Here is a 16,390-nt window from a genome sequence, read left to right as displayed (position 1 = left end):
TCGACGGCGGCGCTCACGACAACGTCCCGGGCGCGTAGAAGGCTCGGGCGAGGGAGTCGAGGACCCCGGTGGTGGCCGGGCCGAAGGCGAGCACCTGGCTGTCGGGCATGGCGACGACGCGGCGGTTCTCTCCCGCGGGGGTCTGGCCGATGGCCGGCAGGCGCTCGAGCAGGCCGTCGACCCCACCGACCGACTCCAGCCCGCCGGACATCATGAGCAGCAGGTCGGGCTGGGCGGCGACGAGACCCTCGTCGGTGACGGGCCGCATGCCGGTCCAGCCGATCTCGCCGGCGACGTCGACGGCGCCGAGCGCCTCGATGAGGGAGTCCGCGCCGGAGCCGTCCCCGAAGAGGTAGTAGACGCCGGACTGGCCGCGGACGTAGAGGAAGGCGACGCGGAGCTTGTCGGCGTCGTTCGCGGGGGCCAGGGCGGCGACCTCGGCGACCGTGGAGTCGATCTCGTCCTGGGTGCGCTCGGCGAGCTCGTCACCTGCCCCGGGCATGCCGAGGGCGTCGGCGACCGCTCGGGTGAGGTCGGCGGCGTTCTCGGTGCTGCGGTGAGGATCCATGACGACCACCGGGATGCCGGCGTCGCGCATCTGCAGGACGACGTCCCAGGGGCCGAGCGTGGTGTCGGTGAGGATGACGCTGGGTGCGAGCTCGAGGATCGCCTCCGCCGTGAGCTCGTGGCCGTTCGAGGTGACCTCCGGCCGGTCGAGGATCTCCGGGAAGGTCGACGAGGTGTCGCGACCCACGACGCTGTCCCCCAACCCCAACTCGAACACGGTGCGCGACAGCGTCCCGTACAGGTCGAGGGCGAGGATGCGGCTGGTGTCGGTGACGGTGACCTCGGTGCCCTGCGCGTCGGTGACCGTGGCAGGCAGACTCGGCTCGGGGTCAGCACGGACCGGTTCGACCGGGGTGGCGGCGGCCTCGACCACGACCTCTCCGGTCCAGTCGGTCGGGTCGGCGAGGACCTCGTCGCTGCCGGCGAGCTCGGTCAGGGCGGGCCCGGCGGCCACGGCGGCGGTGCCGTCGTCGGGTGCCGTCACGCCGCAGGCGGTGAGCAGGGCGACCACGGCGACCGTGACGCCGGCGGCGAGGGAGGAGGTGCGGCGACGGGCCGGGGACATGCGAGGTGGCTCCTTCGTGGCGCACTGCCGTCTCGATACAAAGGGTAGGCACGCCTAAGTTAGATGAGCCTAGCCTTCTCCCACAAGAGCGGTGCGCGCGCTGGTCCTGTGCAGCACGTCACACGACGCGCGGCGGGTTCGTCAGGCCGGGGTGCCGGGGTGGGCCGCGCCCAGCTCGACGAAGACGGCCCGGTTGAGACGGAAGGCCTCCTGCGCCTCCGCGACGGCGGCCGCGACGCCCTCGGCGTCGAGGGCGAGCCCGTCGAGCCGCTCGCGGTACACGTCCTTGAACGGTTTGGCCTTCGGGATCTGGGGGAAGTCGTAGAACTCCAGGCCGGCGTCGCCCATGCCGTAGTGCCGCTGCATCATGCGCTGGACGATCTGCCCGCCGGACAGGTCCCCGAGATAGCGCGTGTAGGCGTGCGCGGCATACTCCGGCAGGCGGGTGCCGACGGCGCGCAGGCGCTCGACGTAGGCACGCGTGGCCGGCAGGGTGCGGACCTCGCTGCGCCACGACGGACCGTAGAGGTGCGCGAGGTCACGCTCGATGGCGGGCACGCGCGTCAGCTCGTCGAAGACGAGGGTCGCCCCGCGGACGTCGTGCCGGACGACCGCGCTCGCCTCCTCCAGGGCCACGTAGACCGCGAGCTGCTGCGCGGCGAGGTCGGCGTAGGCGGCCACGTCGAGCCCCCCGGACATCAGCCGGGAGACGAACCCCTCGGACTCGGCCTCCTGATGCTCGGCGCGAGTGCCTTCGCGCAGCAGCACGGACAACGGGGCCTCGGGCGCGAGGGTGGACATGACGGCCTCCTGGGGTCGTGACGACCTGACAGATCGTCAGGTCGTCCACACCGTAGCACCGGAACTTAGGCTTGCCTACCCTCTCTTCTTTCGGCGGGGTCGCGGTCAGGAGCGCGCCAGGGCGACCACGCCCAGCACAGCACCCCAGAAGACGAGTCCGACACCGACGGCGATCACCAGCCCGTGCGCACCGGTCGACTCCGGCCGGCGCGCCGTCCAGATCGCACGACCCGCGACGGCCGCGCCGAGCACGACCAGGCCTGTCCCCCACCAGAGCATGGCCCCCATGGTGCGCGAAAATGATTGCCCGTGCATCCTGGGCGCTTTGCCCGGTTGGTCCTGGTCACTCGCCCGTCGTCGTCACATGCCCGACACACGCTCGAATGTTGCTTGCATCACACAAGCCGTATGTTGCTTCTCGACCCCCGACGTCGGGACCGCCACACCGCGGTGGCTCCGGTCGGGAGTCTCGTTCGACGGACCGAGACGAAGGGTGCGCTCACATGCGCTTACGGAACCACCAGTCCAGGCTCCGGCTCGCCGCCATCACCTCAGGCGCCGCGCTGGTCATCACCTCTCTCACCGCCACGGGAGCCGGCGCCGCGCCGGACCCGGACGACCTCAGCCTCACGGAGTCCCAACCGACCGCGACGTCGCGGGAGGACGGCCCCAAGGCCCCCACCAGCGCGCTCGTCGAGACGCCGAAGAAGCTGCTCTCGCTGAGCTCGAGCAAGAAGGTCCCCGTCCTGGTCAAGTACGACTACGACGCCGTGGCCTCCTACGACGGCTCCATCCCGGAGTACGACGCCACCAGCCCGGCCGTCACCGGCGAGCCGCTGGCGAAGGACGCACCCGCGGAGAAGCGCTACCGGGGCTACGTCAAGAAGCAGGAGCGCTCGATCACCGCCGACGTCACCGCCGCGGTCCCCGACACCGAGGTCGTGGACAGCTTCGACGTCGTCTACGGCGGCATCGCCGCCCTCGTCCCCGGTGACGAGATCCCGGCGCTGCTCGACGTCCCCGGCGTCGTGGCCGTGCAGGAGAACACCCTCGAGAAGCCGCTGACCGACTCCAGCACCGACTTCATCGACGCGCCCGCCGCCTACGAGGAGCTGGGCACCACGTCGGAGGCCGGCGACGGGCTCGTGCTCGGCAACATCGACACCGGCCTCTGGCCGGAGCACCCGTCCTTCGCCGACGACGGCAACCTCAGCGAGTACGACGGCCCGACCGTGGCCTGCAACTACGGCGACAACCCGCTGACCCCCGAGGACGACCCGTTCGAGTGCAACGACAAGCTGATCGGCGGCTACTCGTTCACCGACCTGTACGACCTGCTCGACCCCGAGGGGTACCTCTACGAGGGCACCGCGCGGGACGCGGAGGGCCACGGCTCGCACACGTCCGGCACCACGGCGGGCAACGTCGTCGAGGACGTCCAGACCATCGGACCGGAGCTCGAGCGGATCCAGGGCGTCGCTCCCGGCGCGAAGATCATCGAGTACAAGGCGCTCGGCCCGGGCGGCGGCTACACCTCCGACCTCGTCGCCGCGGTGGAGCAGGCGGTCGTCGACGACGTCGACGCGATCAACTACTCGATCTCCGGCGGCAGCACCGTCACCGACCCGATCGAGATCGCCTTCCTCAACGCCTACGACGCCGGCGTCTTCGTCGCGGCGTCGGCGGGCAACGACGGCCCCGGCGCGGCCACGGCCAACCACGTGAGCCCGTGGGTCACCACGGTCGCCGCGTCGACACAGACGCGCGAGTTCAGCTCGACGCTCACGCTGACGGCCGACGACGGTTCCACGTTCACCGCCGACGGCGCCTCCATCGTGGAGGGGGTCGAGGAGCCGCTGCCCGTCGTGCACGCCTCCGAGCCGCCCTACTCCGACCCGATGTGCCTCGAACCGGCCCCCGAGGGCACGTTCGAGGGCATGGTCGTGCTCTGCGAGCGTGGCCAGAACGCCCGCGTGCTCAAGGGCTACCACGTGCTGCAGGGCGACGCTGCGGGCATGGTCCTGTACAACCCCACGCTCGCCGACGTGGCCACCGACAACCACTACCTGCCGGCGCTGCACCTCGCGGACGGCACCGAGATGATGGCCTGGTACGGCGAGCACTCGGGCGTCACCGCGACGTTCACCGACGGCGCGCCGTCCGAGGGCCAGGGCGACGTCGTCGCGGCGTTCTCCTCCCGCGGGCCGGCCGGGCCGTTCATCAAGCCGGACATCACAGCGCCCGGCGTGCAGATCCTGGCGGCCATGACGCCGACGCCGGAGGTTCCCGAGAGCGGTCCGTCCGGTCAGTACTACCAGGCGATCAACGGCACCTCGATGTCGTCGCCGCACGTCGCCGGCGTGGGCCTGCTGCTCCAGGCAGCGAACCCGGACTGGACGCCCGGCCAGATCAAGTCCGCCATCATGACGCAGTCGACCACCGACGTCGTCAAGGAGGACCTGACCACCCCGGCCGACCCGTTCGACATGGGTGCGGGGCGCGTCGACGTCGGCGCGTCGCTCACGCCGCCGTTCACGATCAGCGACACCACGGAGAACTTCGCGGCGCTGACCACGGACCCGGTGCACGCGGTGGACCTCAACATCCCGTCGATCAACGCACCGACGCTGCCCGGCCGGCTGACCACCACACGCACGCTCGAGAACACCTCGGGCCGCACGCTCGTGGTGCACCCGCGGGCGGAGACGCCGAAGGGCACGAAGATCTCGTTCAGCCCCCGGGTCGCCACCGTGCGGCCGGGCAGGAGCGTGGACTTCGACATCACCATCACCGACACCTCGGCCAGCGGCGAGCAGAAGTTCGCCGAGATCACGTTCCGCACCCAGCGGGGCGACGGGCACGTCCCCGTGGCGTTCGTGCCCACCCAGGGCAACGTGGCGCTGACGCAGTCCTGCGAGGAGGAGTCGATCCACTTCAAGGACGACGTGACCTGCACGGTGACGGCGACCAACGAGTCGTTCAACGAGCAGTCGGTGTCGGCCACGACCACCGGTGAGCGGGCCCTGAAGGGGAAGCACACCGAGACGGCGACCCTCGCGGCCGCCGAGCTCGGCGTGCCGAGCGTCGACGCCGTCGACGGCTCCGGGTTCCTGGACCTCGAGTCGTTCGGCATCTCGCCGGAGTCCTTCGGCGACGAGACGCTGACGACCTACGACGTGCCGGCCTACGAGTACAACGGCCGCACGTACACGTCGCTCGGCGTCGACTCCAACGGCTACCTCGTGGCCGGCGGCGGGACGTCCGAGGACAACAACTGCTGCGACCTGCCCGGCGGCGCGTCGTCGGCGCGTCCCAACTCGGTGCTCGCACCGTTCTGGACGGACCTCAACAGCGAGGCCGGCGACGGCACCGCGGCCGAGGGCGTCCGGATCGGCAGCCTGAGCGACGGGGTGAACAGCTGGCTGGTGGTCCAGTGGGACATGTACGTCTGGGGCACCCAGGACGCCCGGTCGTTCCAGGTGTGGATCGGCACCAACGGTGAGCAGGACATCACGTTCGACTACGCGGACGCGATGGCCGACCCGGGGATGGCGTTCCTCGTCGGGGCGGAGAACGCCGCGGGTGACGGTGACATGGTCGCCGAGCTGCCGGACGGCAGCACCCAGGTGGTCACCTCGACCGAGCCGACGCCCGGCGGGAGCCTCACGTACGACGTGACGCTCCCGGCCAAGCGGCCCGGCAAGGGCGTGGTGCACACCGAGCTGGTCGCCGACGAGGTGCCCGGCACCACGATCGTCGACACCCCGGTGCGGGTGACGGTGTTCAAGCACCGCGACTGACCCGTCGGGAGGGAGTGCGGCGGCCCCGTCGGCCCGGGAACACCCGGGTCGGCGGGGCCGCCGTCGTCCCCCCACGGTCCCCTGAGCCACCTCAGACCGGTGCGGGCCACCTCAGACGCCCCGTCTGAGGTACCCGGGCCACCAAGGACTGGGCGACCGGACGATCCGCAGCACCCCGCCTCAGCACGAGTGTGGGTGGTGCCGGAACGACCGGCGGCACGGCGAAGGGACAGATCATGCACCTGCAGGGACCCGCCTGGGAAGCAGAGATGGCCTACCGTCGCGAGCGCGCGGCGCTCGCCTACGGCGCACCGACGGCCTGGACGCGGTTCCGGCAGTGGCGAGCGGCTCGCCGCTCCCTGCGGGGCCGCGAGCTGGCCGCCCGGGCGCGCGACGCCGTCGAGCGCTTCGCCGACACCATCGACACCGTCTCGGACCGCACGGACGCCAAGGCGTGGGAGGCGCGCGTCACCCGGCGGGCCAGCGAGATCGAGGCCGGCCTGGCGGCGCTGCGGTCCGCGCAGGACCACGCCCGCCGGGCCGCGTGACGGCGACAAATCGCTCGGCCGGTGTCGGTGCCGGGTGGGACGATACCCAGGTGCGCCGGTCGTCACAGATCCCCCTCATCGCCCGCGAAGACCAGGTCGCCGGGTTCCGCCGGTCGTTCGACCGGGCGGCGGCCGGCGAGCCGGGAGCGCTCCTCGTCGGTGGTGACGCCGGTGTGGGCAAGACCCGGCTGGTGACCCACCTGGCCGCCACGGCCGAGCAGGCCGGCGGTCGCGTCGTGGTCGCGCACTGCGTCGACCTCGGCGAGATCGGCATCCCCTACCTGCCGTTCACCGAAGCGCTGGGACACCTGCAGCGATCGGCCGACGACGACGTCGCGTCCCGCGTGGCCGAGGTCGTCGCCGGCCGCCCCGCCCTCGCGCGGCTCCTCGATCCCGCCGGCCGCCCGAGCTCCCCGGGCGACCAGCACGCGGAGCGCCTGCCCCTGCTCGACGGCGTGGCGAGCTCCCTCGCCACCGCCGGCCGGCCCGGGGCGCCGCTGGTCCTCGTGATCGAGGACCTCCACTGGGCGGACCCCTCCACGCGCGACGTGCTGCGCTTTCTCGTGACCCGCCTGCGCACCGAGCACCTGCTGCTCGTGCTCACCTACCGCAGCGACGACGTCGACCGCCGCCATCCCCTGCGGCCGCTCCTGGCCGAGCTGCACCGCTCAGGCCGCGTGGAGCACGTCGAGCTGGAGCCGTTCACCGCGGACGAGCTGCGCGCCTTCACCACCGCGCTCAACGACGGCCCGCTGCCCGACGACGACTTCGGCGAGGTGCAGCGCCGCTCGGAGGGCAACGCGTTCTTCGCCGAGGAGCTCGTCGCCGCGGGGATGGCCACCGGCACGCTCCCCTGGTCGCTCGCCGACGTGCTGCACGCCCGCATGCAGGACCTGGACCCGGGCGTGCAGCAGCTCGTGCGGCTCGCGTCGGTCGCCGGTCGTCAGGTGCGCGAGGACCTCCTGCGCGCCGCCGCGCGACGGACGCCCGGGCTCGAGGACCCGGCAGCGGCCGCCGCCGCACTGCGCGACGCCGTCGCCCACCAGGTCCTCGCCGTCGAGGGCCCGCACCTCGCGTTCCGCCACGCCCTGCTCGCCGAGGCCCTCTACCTCGACCTGCTGCCGGGCGAGCGCGCCGCGATGCACCTGTCCTACCTCACGGCGCTGGTCGACTCCCCCGCCCTGGGCTCCGCCGCCGAGCGCGCGCACCACGCCCAGCAGGGCCACGACCTGCCGACGGCGCTCGCGGCGTCCTACGACGCGGCCGAGTGCGCCCGCGACTTCCTGGCACCCACGGAGGAGCTGCGTCACCTCGAGCAGGTGCTGTCCCTGTGGGACTCCGTGCCCGACGCCGCCGCCCGCGTCCGGGCGGACCAGGTCGAGGTCGCGCTCGACGCCGCCGCCGCGGCCTGGCGCAGCGGTCAGCCGAGCCGCGCCGTCCAGCTCACGCGCGGCGCGATCGACTCGCTCCACGACGACCCGCAGCGGCAGGCGAGCCTGCGGCACGTGCTGGCCCGCTACCTCCTCGACGTCGAGGAGGACGTGAGCGAGGCCGTCCACCAGACCGACCTCGCGCTCGACGTGCTCCCGGCAGACCCGACGGAGGACCTCGCCTCGACGCTCGCCGTCCGCGGTCGCCTGGAGATGAACCGGGACCGCGACGACGACGCCCGCGACTTCCTGGAGCGTGCGGTCGACGTCGCCCACCGGGCACGAGCACCGCACGCCGAGGCCGACGCCCTGGCCTCGCTGGCCGTGATCGAGGTCGGCGACCCCGAGACGGCGGCCGGGCTCATCGAGTCGGCCATGCACCGCGCCGTGGACGCCGGGAGCCTCGGCGCCGAGATGCGGTGCCGGTACAACCTCGCCACCACCTGGTACTACGCCGGCCGGCTGGAGCTGGCGGACGACCTGCTGCGCCAGGCGCTGGCCCGGGCGGAGGAGACGGGCACGACCCGGAGCTCGACGGGCATCTCCCTGCGGATGATCGCCGAGCTGCTCCGCTACGTGCGGGGCGACCTCACGGCGGTACCTCCCCGGGCGGGGGTCCCGGCTCTCGAGGCCATGGTGCTCGAGAGCGCCGGCCTGTACGCCGCGGTCGCCCGCGGCGACGACCAGGTGCTCGACCGGACGGCGGCGCTGCGGGCCGACTGGGACGTCGACGGGTTCGTCGCGCTCATCTCCGGCGGGTGCCGGATCGACGCCCTCACCTTCGCGGGCCGGTACGACGAGGCGGTCGAGCTGGCGGCGACCGTCGTCGAGCACCTCGGCGCGGTGTGGAGCACCTACTTCCTCGGGCGGATCTGGATCTCCGCCCTCGCGCTGGCGGCCCTGGCCGACGCCGCGGAGGAGTCCGCGCTCGGCGGCGACGACGCCCGCCAGGCCGAGCGCCGGGCGGCGGGTGACGAGCTGCTCGCGGTGGCCCGCGAGACCGCGGAACGCGGCCGTCCCCGCGGCGGCGTGCTCGGACCGGAGGGTCGCGCGTGGCTGTGCCGGGCCGCGGCGGAGCACGCGCGTCTCGCCGCGGCGACCGACCGCACGCCCGCCGACCCGGCTCTCTGGGAGGCCGCGGTCTGCGAGTTCTCCTACGGGTACCGCTACGAGGTCGCGCGATGCCGCTTCCGCTGGGCCCAGGCGCTGCGGGCGGCCGGGGAGCGCGCGGCGGCCGAGCTGGAGAGCCTCGAGGCCCTGCGCGAGGCGCAGGAGATGGGCGCCCGCCCGCTCGCCGACGCGGTGCTCGCCTGGGCCCGGCGTGCCCGTGTCCCGGTCCCCGGCGCGCGTCACGAGACGTCGACCCTCACCGAGCGCGAGGAGCAGGTCCTGACCCTCGTCGCTCAGGGCCTGTCGAACCGGCAGATCGGCGAACGGCTCTACATCTCCACCAAGACGGTGAGCGTCCACGTGTCCAACGTTCTCGCCAAGCTCGGGGTCTCGGGCCGGGCGGAAGCCGTCGCCGTGGCCACCCGTCGCGGCCTGCTGGTGGTCTGACCCCCGACCCGGCGAAGGAGCCCCATGAACACCCTGCCCGACACGAAGCAGATGCTGCTGCACTACCTGCACGAGGTCCGCGAGTCGCTCCTGTGGAAGACGGAGGGCCTCTCGGAGCGTGAGCTGCGGATGCCGCGCACCCCCACCGGGACCAACCTCCTCGGGCTGATCAAGCACGCGGCGAGCATCGAGAGCGGCTACTTCGGGGAGGTCTTCGGGCGGCCCTGGCCGACGCCGGAGGAAGTGCCCTCGGACGCCCAGCTCGACGAGGACCCGAACGCGGACTTCTACGCGACGGCCGAGGAGTCCGCCGCGCAGATCATCGACCTCTACCGCCGCGTCGCCGCGTTCGCCGACACCACGATCGCCGAGCTGCCGCTCGACGCGCCCGGCCGCGTGCGGTGGTGGGGCGAACGGGGCGACGTCACGCTGGAGCGGATCATCGTGCACGTGATCTACGACCTGAGCCGACACGCCGGCCACGCCGACATCCTGCGCGAGGAGGCCGACGGCGCCGTCGGCCTGATCCCGCGCGCCACCAACATCCCCGACATCGACCAGGGCGCGTACGTGACGAAGCTCCGCGCGCTCGCCGAGCGGTTCCCCGGCTGACCCGCGGGACAATGGTTCGGTGCAGTGCCCTCACTACGACGCCGGCCGGTGCCGTTCGTGCACCCTGATCCAGGTCGACCGGCCCACGCAGGTGGCCGGCAAGGAGGCGCACGTCCGGGAGCTGCTCGCGGCGTACGACGACGTCACCTGGCTGCCGGCCGTCACCGGCGCCGAGAGCGGCTTTCGCAACAAGGCCAAGATGGTGGTCACCGGCACCATCGATGAGCCGGTGCTCGGGATCGTCGGCCCGCCCGGACCATACGCCGGGCAGAGCGTCGACCTCACGGACTGCGGTCTCTACCCGGCCCGCCTCCAGGCGGCGTTCGGTCCGCTGGCCGAGCTGGTCACCCGCGCCCGGCTCCAGCCGTACGACCTGTCACCCCCGGCGGAGGACGGTGGCGCGCCCGGCGCCCCGCGCCGCCGCCGCAAGGTGACCCCCCGCGACGCCGCCCGCCGCGGCGAGCTCAAGCACGTCCTGGTGACCCTCTCCCCAGACGGCGAGCTGATGGTCCGCCTCGTGCTGCGCTCCACCGAGGCGGTGGCGCGGATCCGCAAGCACCTGCCCTGGCTCCACGAGAAGCTGCCGGGCCTGGCGGTGCTCAGCGTCAACGTCCAGCCCGTGCACGCCGCGGTGCTCGAGGGCGAGCAGGAGATCGTGCTCACCGACCGTCAGACCCTGCCGATGCGCGTCGACGGCATCACGCTGCACCTGCGCCCGCAGAGCTTCTTCCAGACCAACACCGAGGTCGCCGCAGCCCTGTACCGACAGGCCCGGGAATGGGTGGATGCGGCAGACCCGGCCTCGCTGTGGGACCTGTACTGCGGGGTCGGCGGGTTCGCGCTGCACTGCGCGGCACCCGGTCGGTCGGTGACCGGGATCGAGATCTCGGCGGAGGCCGTGACGTCCGCCGCCACGACGGCGGGCGAGCTGGCCGCACTGCCGCCGGACGCCGTCGTCGGCGGGCACGACGCCGCGTGGTGGCGCGCCGCGATGGCGGACGCGCGGTTCTCGGCGGCAGACGCGACCAGGTTCGCGCTCGGGAAGGACGCCGATCCCGAGCTCGTGGTCGTCAACCCGCCGCGGCGCGGGATCGGGCCGGACCTGGCGCACCGCCTGGAGACCTCGCACGCCCGGCACGTGCTGTACTCGAGCTGCCACGCCACGACGCTCGCCCGCGACCTGGCCGCGATGCCGTCGCTGCGGCCCCGACGGGCGGTGCTGCTCGACATGTTCCCGCAGACGGACCACTACGAGGTGCTGGTCCTCCTCGAGCGCGAGGTAGCGCAGCTCGGTGCGAGGTAGCGCGTCAGCCTCGGTCCCAGCGCACGAGCTCCACGCCGGGGTCGGTGCCGGGCTCGCCACGCAACGTCACGTCGATCCCGCCGGGTCGCCAGCTCGCAGTCCACACCCGCCAGTACCCCGTCCAGCCGTACTCGGCCTTGGTCTTCTTGCTCGTCGGCGTGACGGACACGATCTCGGCGCCGTCGGTCGGCACCACGCGGAACCACCCGATGCCCTCGACGGTGACGCTCACGGTGACCTCCTCGGGCGTGGGGGCCGGCGTGGGGGGCGGCGAGGGTTCCGGCTCGGGTTCCGGCTCGGGTCCGGGCTCGGGCTCCGTGGGTGGCGTCGCGCCGGTGTCCGGGTCGGCCGGCGGGCTCTCGGGCCCCGTGCCCGGCGTCGGCTCCGTCGGCTGCGTCTCCGGCCCGGTCGGCTCCGGCTCGGTCGGCTCCGGCCGAGGCGTGGGCTCCTGCGGCGGCGGCTCGTCGTCCGGCGTGGTCGACGGGTCCGGTGCGGGTCCCGGCTCCCAGACAGTCTGCGCGGGAGGGTCGCCCGCTTCCTCGGTGGGAACCGGTGTCGGTCCGTCCGACGGTTCCACGGGGTCGTCGGAGGGCGTCGGTTCCGCCGGCGACGGCGTCGGGGCCGACGACGGGGACGACGACGGGACAGGTGACGGCGCGTCCGGCGCGGCCGGCGGCTCCGCGACCACGGGTGGCGGCTCCTGCGGCGAGGAGCCGGTACCGGTGCCCCCGACGAGGGCCGCCGCGGCCACCGCCACGGCGGCGACCCCCACGCCGGCGGCGATGCCGACCGGCCGGCCGAACACCTGCCGCAGGCCCCGCACGACCCACTCGCCCCCCGCCGTCAGGGTGGCACCGGCGGCGCCCCACCAGGCGACCAGCCCGGTGCCGGACGACGCCGCACCGGACGCGCCGATCACGACCGGCCAGGACGTCCCCACGGCGAGACCGCCCAGCAGCAGCGGAGCGGTGTCACGCAGCGCCCACGCGGCGTGACGGACGTCGATGAAGGCGCGCATGCAGCCCGCGCACCCGAACAGGTGGTCCTCGAGCAGCTGCCGTCGCCCGGCGCCGAGGTGGTGGCGGACGTAGTCGTGCAACGCCCCCCGCGTCTCCATGCAGACCTGCTGGCCGGCTCCGCGCGCGTGCGCCGCCGTGAGAGCCCGGGCCAGCCGGTCCTCGGCGGCGCGCAGCCGACGGGCCGCCGCCCGGGCGTGCACGCCCAGCTCGCGCGCCACGACGTCCATCGTCCGGCCGAGCACGTGCCGGTCCCACAGGAGCCGCTGGTCGTCGTGCGGCAACGTCGCCAGCGCCGTCCGGACGACGTCCTGGTCGCCGCTCCCCCGCGTCCCGCGGCCGCGCTCGGCCGCGCCGTCGGAAGCCTCCACCGCGGCGAGCATGCGCCGGACGGCATCGTCGCTCGCGGGACGGCTCGACGCGGCCGAACCGTCGTCGCTCGCGGTCATGCGGTCCCTCGTTCCGTGCCGTCACCTGGGAGGTGGCACGACGCGGAGCGCTGTGCCGGCGTCATTCTGGCAGCGGTCGGGCCCCGGGCGGAAATCACCCGCCCGGGGCTACCGGAGGTGCCGGGAGTCGCGGGCTACGGTTGCGGCGTCAGCACCTGCGCCGCCACGAGCGACCACAGGTCCTTGGGGTCCGTCGGCTCGGCGATCAGGTCGATCTGCTGGAGCAGCCCGCGGGTCGCGGGGTCCGCGAGCACGGCCGCGTGGACGTGGCGCAGCGTGGTCCAGTCCTCGACGGCGAAGCCGACGGAGTCGAACACGGTGACCTGGTCGGGGCTCGTGCGACCCGGCGCGTCGCCGGTGAGGATCTCCCACAGCTCGGTCACCGGGGACGTGGGCGGGAGCTGCTGGATCTCGCCCTCGATGCGCGTCTGCGGCTCGTACTCCACGACGACGGCGGTCCCCGGCGCGGTGAGGATGCTCGCCTCGAGCTCGGTCTTGCCCGGGCAGTCGCCACCGATGGCGTTGACGTGCACGCCCGACGCTGCGTCGGCGAGCAGCGCGCTGGTGAGCACGGTGGCGTTGCGCTTGTCGGCGGTGCAGGTGGTGACGACGTCGGCGCCCCGGACGGCGTCGGCCGCGCTGGTGGCCTCGTGCACCTCGAAGCCGAGGCCGCGGGCGTTGCGCACGAGCTTCTCGCGCGCGGCCGGGTCGACGTCCCAGGCCCGCACGTGGGTGATGCCGAGCGCGGTCCGCATGCCGAGCGCCTGGAACTCCGCCTGCGTGCCGGTCCCGAGGAGGGCGAGCGTGCGCGAGTCCGGCCGGGCCAGGGCACGGGCGGCGAGCGCCGAGGTGGCGGCCGTGCGCAGCGCGGTGAGCAGCGTCATCTCGGCGAGGAACGTCGGGTAGCCGTTGTGCACGTCGGCGAGCACGCCGAACGCGGTGACGGTCTGGAACCCTCGCGCCGGGTTGACCGGGTGCCCGTTGACGTACTTGAAGCCGTACGTGACGCCGTCGGACGTGGGCATGAGCTCGATGACGCCCTCGGCGGAGTGCGAGGCGACACGGGGGCGCTTGTCCAGCTCGGGCCAGCGGCGGAAGTCCGTCGCGAGGGCGTCGGTGAGCTCGGCGATGATCCGCTCGGGGCCGCGCGCGGCGATCCAGCGCGCGGTGGCGGCCACGTCCAGCAGGTCCACGGTGGTCATGGTCAGGCCTCCTTCGCGGTGCGCGGGGCGGCGGCGCTCGGGGCGGGTCGCAGCTCGAGGGTGCAGCACTTCACCGAGCCGCCGCCCTTGAGCAGCTCGGACAGGTCGATGCCCACGGGCTCGAAGCCACGCTCGCGCAGGGCGGCGTGCATGCCGGTGGCGCGGTCGGAGAGGAACACGTGCCGGCCGTCGCTGACGGCGTTGAGCCCGAGCACGGCGGCGTCCGCCTCGGTCGCCTCGATGGCGTCCGGGTAGCGTTCGCGCAGCACCGCCCGGGACTCCGGGGTGAAGGCCTCCGGGAAGTAGGCGATCTCGGCCCGCGCTCCGCCGTCGGGCACCGTCCCGTCCATGCCAGGACCGACCGGGCTGAGCACGGCGAGCGCCGTGTCGAGGTGGTAGAAGCGCGGGTCGACGAGCTCGAGCGTGACGACCTCGATGCCGAGGCGCGCCGCGACCTCGGCGTGCGCGGCACGGGTGGTGCGGAAGCCGGTGCCGGCGAGCATGACCTCGCCGTCCCAGAGCAGGTCACCCTCTCCCTCGTTGCGCTCGACCGCCTGGCCGAGGCTGGTCATGCCGCGCGCCGGGCCGGAGTCGCGCAGCCAGGCCTCGTACGCGGCGCCCTCGGGCTGCCGCTCGGGAAAGGTGAAGCGTGCGGCGAGCGCGCGCCCGCCGACGACGACGCCGCCGTTGGCCGCGTAGACCATGTCGGGCAGGCCGGGCACGGGCGAGATCACGTCGACGGTGTGCCCGCGCTGCTCGTAGGCCGCCTTGAGCGCCTGCCACTGGACGACCGCGTGCCCGGCGTCGACCGGGACCGTGACGTCCATCCACGGGTTGATCGCGTAGACAACGTCGAAGTGGACGGGCGGGCACATGAGGAAGTGGCGCGGGGTCGCGGTGCGGTCCGTGGGCGTCGCCGTGGTGGGCAGCGGCGCGGGCGCCGCGGGAGCGGCGGAAGGTGTGATCAACGTCATGCGGCGACGGTAGGGGGCCAGCCGTTGCCCCCGTTGTTCCGAATCCTGCTTCTTCATGGCCATCCGTGCAGGATTCGATACCCTGAACACAAGAAATCACCGCATCGACGCCGAGGACGAGCCATGGACGACACCAACCGGAAGATCGTGGGCCTGCTGCTGCGCGACGGACGCGCCTCGTATGCGGAGATCGGCGAGGCCGTGGGCCTGTCGGCTCCTGCGGTGAAGCGACGGGTGGACCGCATGCAGGCCCGCGGCGAGATCTCCGGCTTCACCGTGCGGGTCTCCCCCGAGCAGCTCGGCTGGCGCATCGAGGCCTACGTCGAGGTGTTCTGTCGGGGCAACATCTCCCCCGCCGCGCTGGAACGGGACTTCGGCTCCATCCCCGAGGTGGTGCGCGTCGACACCGTCACCGGCGAGGCGGACGCGCTGGTGCAGATCATGGCGGACTCGATGGCCGAGGTGGAGCGCATCGTCGAGTCGTTCCGGGTGGGCGCGCGGGTGGACAAGACGCGCACGGCGATCGTCATGTCCCGGGTGATCGACCGCCCGGCCCGCGCGGACGCGGGGGCGGTGTGACGATCCGCGGCCGCAGACCCGCCCGCGCGGCCGTAGCGCTCGCGGCGGCCGTGGTGCTCGGGGCCGCACCGGCGGCGTGCACCCCGGCGGGCGAGCCACCGGCCACCGCGCCGCCAGCCGCCCAGCCGTCTGCCGCCGGACCGGTCCCCGACGCCGTCGCCTCGAACCTCCAGGTCGAGGTCCGTCAGGACCGCACCCAGTACGCCGCCGGCACCGCGAAGCTGCACGTGACCAACGGCTCCGCCGAGGCCCTCACGCTCCTGGCCGGACAGCTGGAGGCCGACGGTTTTGGACCGAGCAGCCCGGACGGCTCCCACCGGGCCGGGACGCTGCGTCCGGGCGCAGCCCGGGACGTGCGGATCGCGCTCGGGGAGGTGGACTGCGGCGCCCGACCTCCGGCGTCGGGCACCCCGGGCGGGGCAGACGCCGCGGGTACCGTTCCGGTGCGTGTGACGGTCGCGCTCGGCGAGGCCGCCGCGCAGGGACCGCCGCGGCAGGTGGCGCTCACCGCGACCGATCCGCACGGGCGTCTCGCCGCCGTCCACGCCCAGGAGTGCGCGCGGCGGCTCGTGGCCTCGGGAGCCGACCTGCGGGTGCTGCCTGACCTGGGGATCGAGCAGCGCGGGGACCGCCTCGTGCTGCTGCTGCGCGTGCGCGTGGAGCAGGTGCCCGGCGGCCCGGTGGTCGAGGTGGAGCGGGTCACCGGCACCACGCTCCTTTCCCCTGCTGACGGTTCCGAGGCGTGGACGGGTGAGGCCCTGGATCCGGACGGCGCGGGCGAGGTCGTCCTCGACGTCGTCCCGCAGCGGTGCGACCCGCACGCCGTCGCCGAGGACAAGCGCGGCACGTTCGTGCCCGTGCTCACCACGGTGGACGGCGCCGAGCAGCCCCCGGTCTACCTGCCGATGCCCGAGGAGGCGCAGCCGACGTTCTTCGACTGGCTCGGCGAGGCCTGCGGCTGGGACTGACGCGGCGAGCGCCCGGAAC

The 16,390-nt window shown here is 73.7% G+C and carries 13 protein-coding genes; 7 read left to right on the top strand and 6 right to left on the bottom strand.

Annotation, left to right across the window (positions count from 1 at the left end; all coding sequences use genetic code 11):
- Positions 1–13: 13 nt before the first annotated feature.
- From AC3RJ8_RS01095 to AC3RJ8_RS01085, 3 genes are all read right to left on the bottom strand, one after another.
- Positions 14–1,132: a heme/hemin ABC transporter substrate-binding protein gene (locus AC3RJ8_RS01095; RefSeq protein ID WP_489714134.1), complete on the bottom strand. Its 1,119-nt coding sequence runs from the start codon at positions 1,130–1,132 to the stop codon at positions 14–16.
- 141 nt (positions 1,133–1,273) lie between these two features.
- A complete protein-coding gene (locus AC3RJ8_RS01090; RefSeq protein WP_489714133.1) occupies positions 1,274–1,933 on the bottom strand; it encodes a biliverdin-producing heme oxygenase in 660 nt (219 codons plus the stop codon).
- Between the two features lie 105 nt (positions 1,934–2,038).
- On the bottom strand, positions 2,039–2,212 hold the full coding sequence (locus tag AC3RJ8_RS01085) for a hypothetical protein (RefSeq protein WP_489714132.1): 174 nt from the start codon (positions 2,210–2,212) through the stop codon (positions 2,039–2,041).
- Positions 2,213–2,436: 224 nt separating this feature from the next.
- Here AC3RJ8_RS01085 and AC3RJ8_RS01080 point away from each other — a divergent pair, with 224 nt between their 5' ends.
- From AC3RJ8_RS01080 to rlmC, 5 genes are all read left to right on the top strand, one after another.
- The gene (locus tag AC3RJ8_RS01080) at positions 2,437–5,733 is read left to right on the top strand and encodes a S8 family serine peptidase (RefSeq protein ID WP_489714131.1); all 3,297 of its coding nucleotides are present in this window, start codon (positions 2,437–2,439) and stop codon (positions 5,731–5,733) included.
- Positions 5,734–5,969: 236 nt separating this feature from the next.
- Positions 5,970–6,281: a hypothetical protein gene (locus AC3RJ8_RS01075; protein WP_489714130.1), complete on the top strand. Its 312-nt coding sequence runs from the start codon at positions 5,970–5,972 to the stop codon at positions 6,279–6,281.
- 50 nt (positions 6,282–6,331) lie between these two features.
- The gene (locus AC3RJ8_RS01070) at positions 6,332–9,268 is read left to right on the top strand and encodes an ATP-binding protein (RefSeq protein ID WP_489714129.1); all 2,937 of its coding nucleotides are present in this window, start codon (positions 6,332–6,334) and stop codon (positions 9,266–9,268) included.
- Between the two features lie 24 nt (positions 9,269–9,292).
- Positions 9,293–9,880 (top strand): DinB family protein, encoded by a 588-nt coding sequence (locus AC3RJ8_RS01065; RefSeq protein WP_489714128.1) that lies wholly within the window; start codon positions 9,293–9,295, stop codon positions 9,878–9,880.
- A gap of 19 nt (positions 9,881–9,899) precedes the next feature.
- Complete coding sequence (gene rlmC / locus AC3RJ8_RS01060) at positions 9,900–11,183, top strand: 23S rRNA (uracil(747)-C(5))-methyltransferase RlmC (protein WP_489714127.1); 1,284 nt, start codon at positions 9,900–9,902, stop codon at positions 11,181–11,183.
- A 4-nt stretch (positions 11,184–11,187) separates the two neighbouring features.
- On the opposite strand, the gene AC3RJ8_RS01055 is transcribed toward rlmC, so the two are convergent.
- From AC3RJ8_RS01055 to ddaH, 3 genes are all read right to left on the bottom strand, one after another.
- Complete coding sequence (locus AC3RJ8_RS01055; RefSeq protein WP_489714126.1) at positions 11,188–12,648, bottom strand: zf-HC2 domain-containing protein; 1,461 nt, start codon at positions 12,646–12,648, stop codon at positions 11,188–11,190.
- 134 nt (positions 12,649–12,782) lie between these two features.
- A complete protein-coding gene (gene ocd, locus AC3RJ8_RS01050) occupies positions 12,783–13,850 on the bottom strand; it encodes an ornithine cyclodeaminase (RefSeq protein ID WP_489714125.1) in 1,068 nt (355 codons plus the stop codon).
- A 2-nt stretch (positions 13,851–13,852) separates the two neighbouring features.
- Positions 13,853–14,824, bottom strand: a complete 972-nt coding sequence (ddaH, locus tag AC3RJ8_RS01045) for a dimethylargininase (RefSeq protein WP_489714124.1) — start codon at positions 14,822–14,824, stop codon at positions 13,853–13,855.
- Positions 14,825–14,947: 123 nt separating this feature from the next.
- Here ddaH and AC3RJ8_RS01040 point away from each other — a divergent pair, with 123 nt between their 5' ends.
- Positions 14,948–15,403, top strand: coding sequence for an Lrp/AsnC family transcriptional regulator (locus tag AC3RJ8_RS01040; RefSeq protein ID WP_489714123.1), 456 nt, complete (start codon positions 14,948–14,950; stop codon positions 15,401–15,403).
- On the top strand, positions 15,400–16,371 hold the full coding sequence (locus tag AC3RJ8_RS01035; RefSeq protein WP_489714122.1) for a hypothetical protein: 972 nt from the start codon (positions 15,400–15,402) through the stop codon (positions 16,369–16,371). Before AC3RJ8_RS01040 ends, AC3RJ8_RS01035 begins: the two co-directional genes overlap by 4 nt.
- Positions 16,372–16,390 lie beyond the last annotated feature (19 nt).

This window comes from Isoptericola sp. MSGPD8_1_ISO-PGPR-S23-394, from assembly GCF_058072785.1.
The sequence above is the reverse complement of the archived record's forward strand: the minus strand, read 5'-3'. Positions and strand labels throughout refer to the sequence as shown.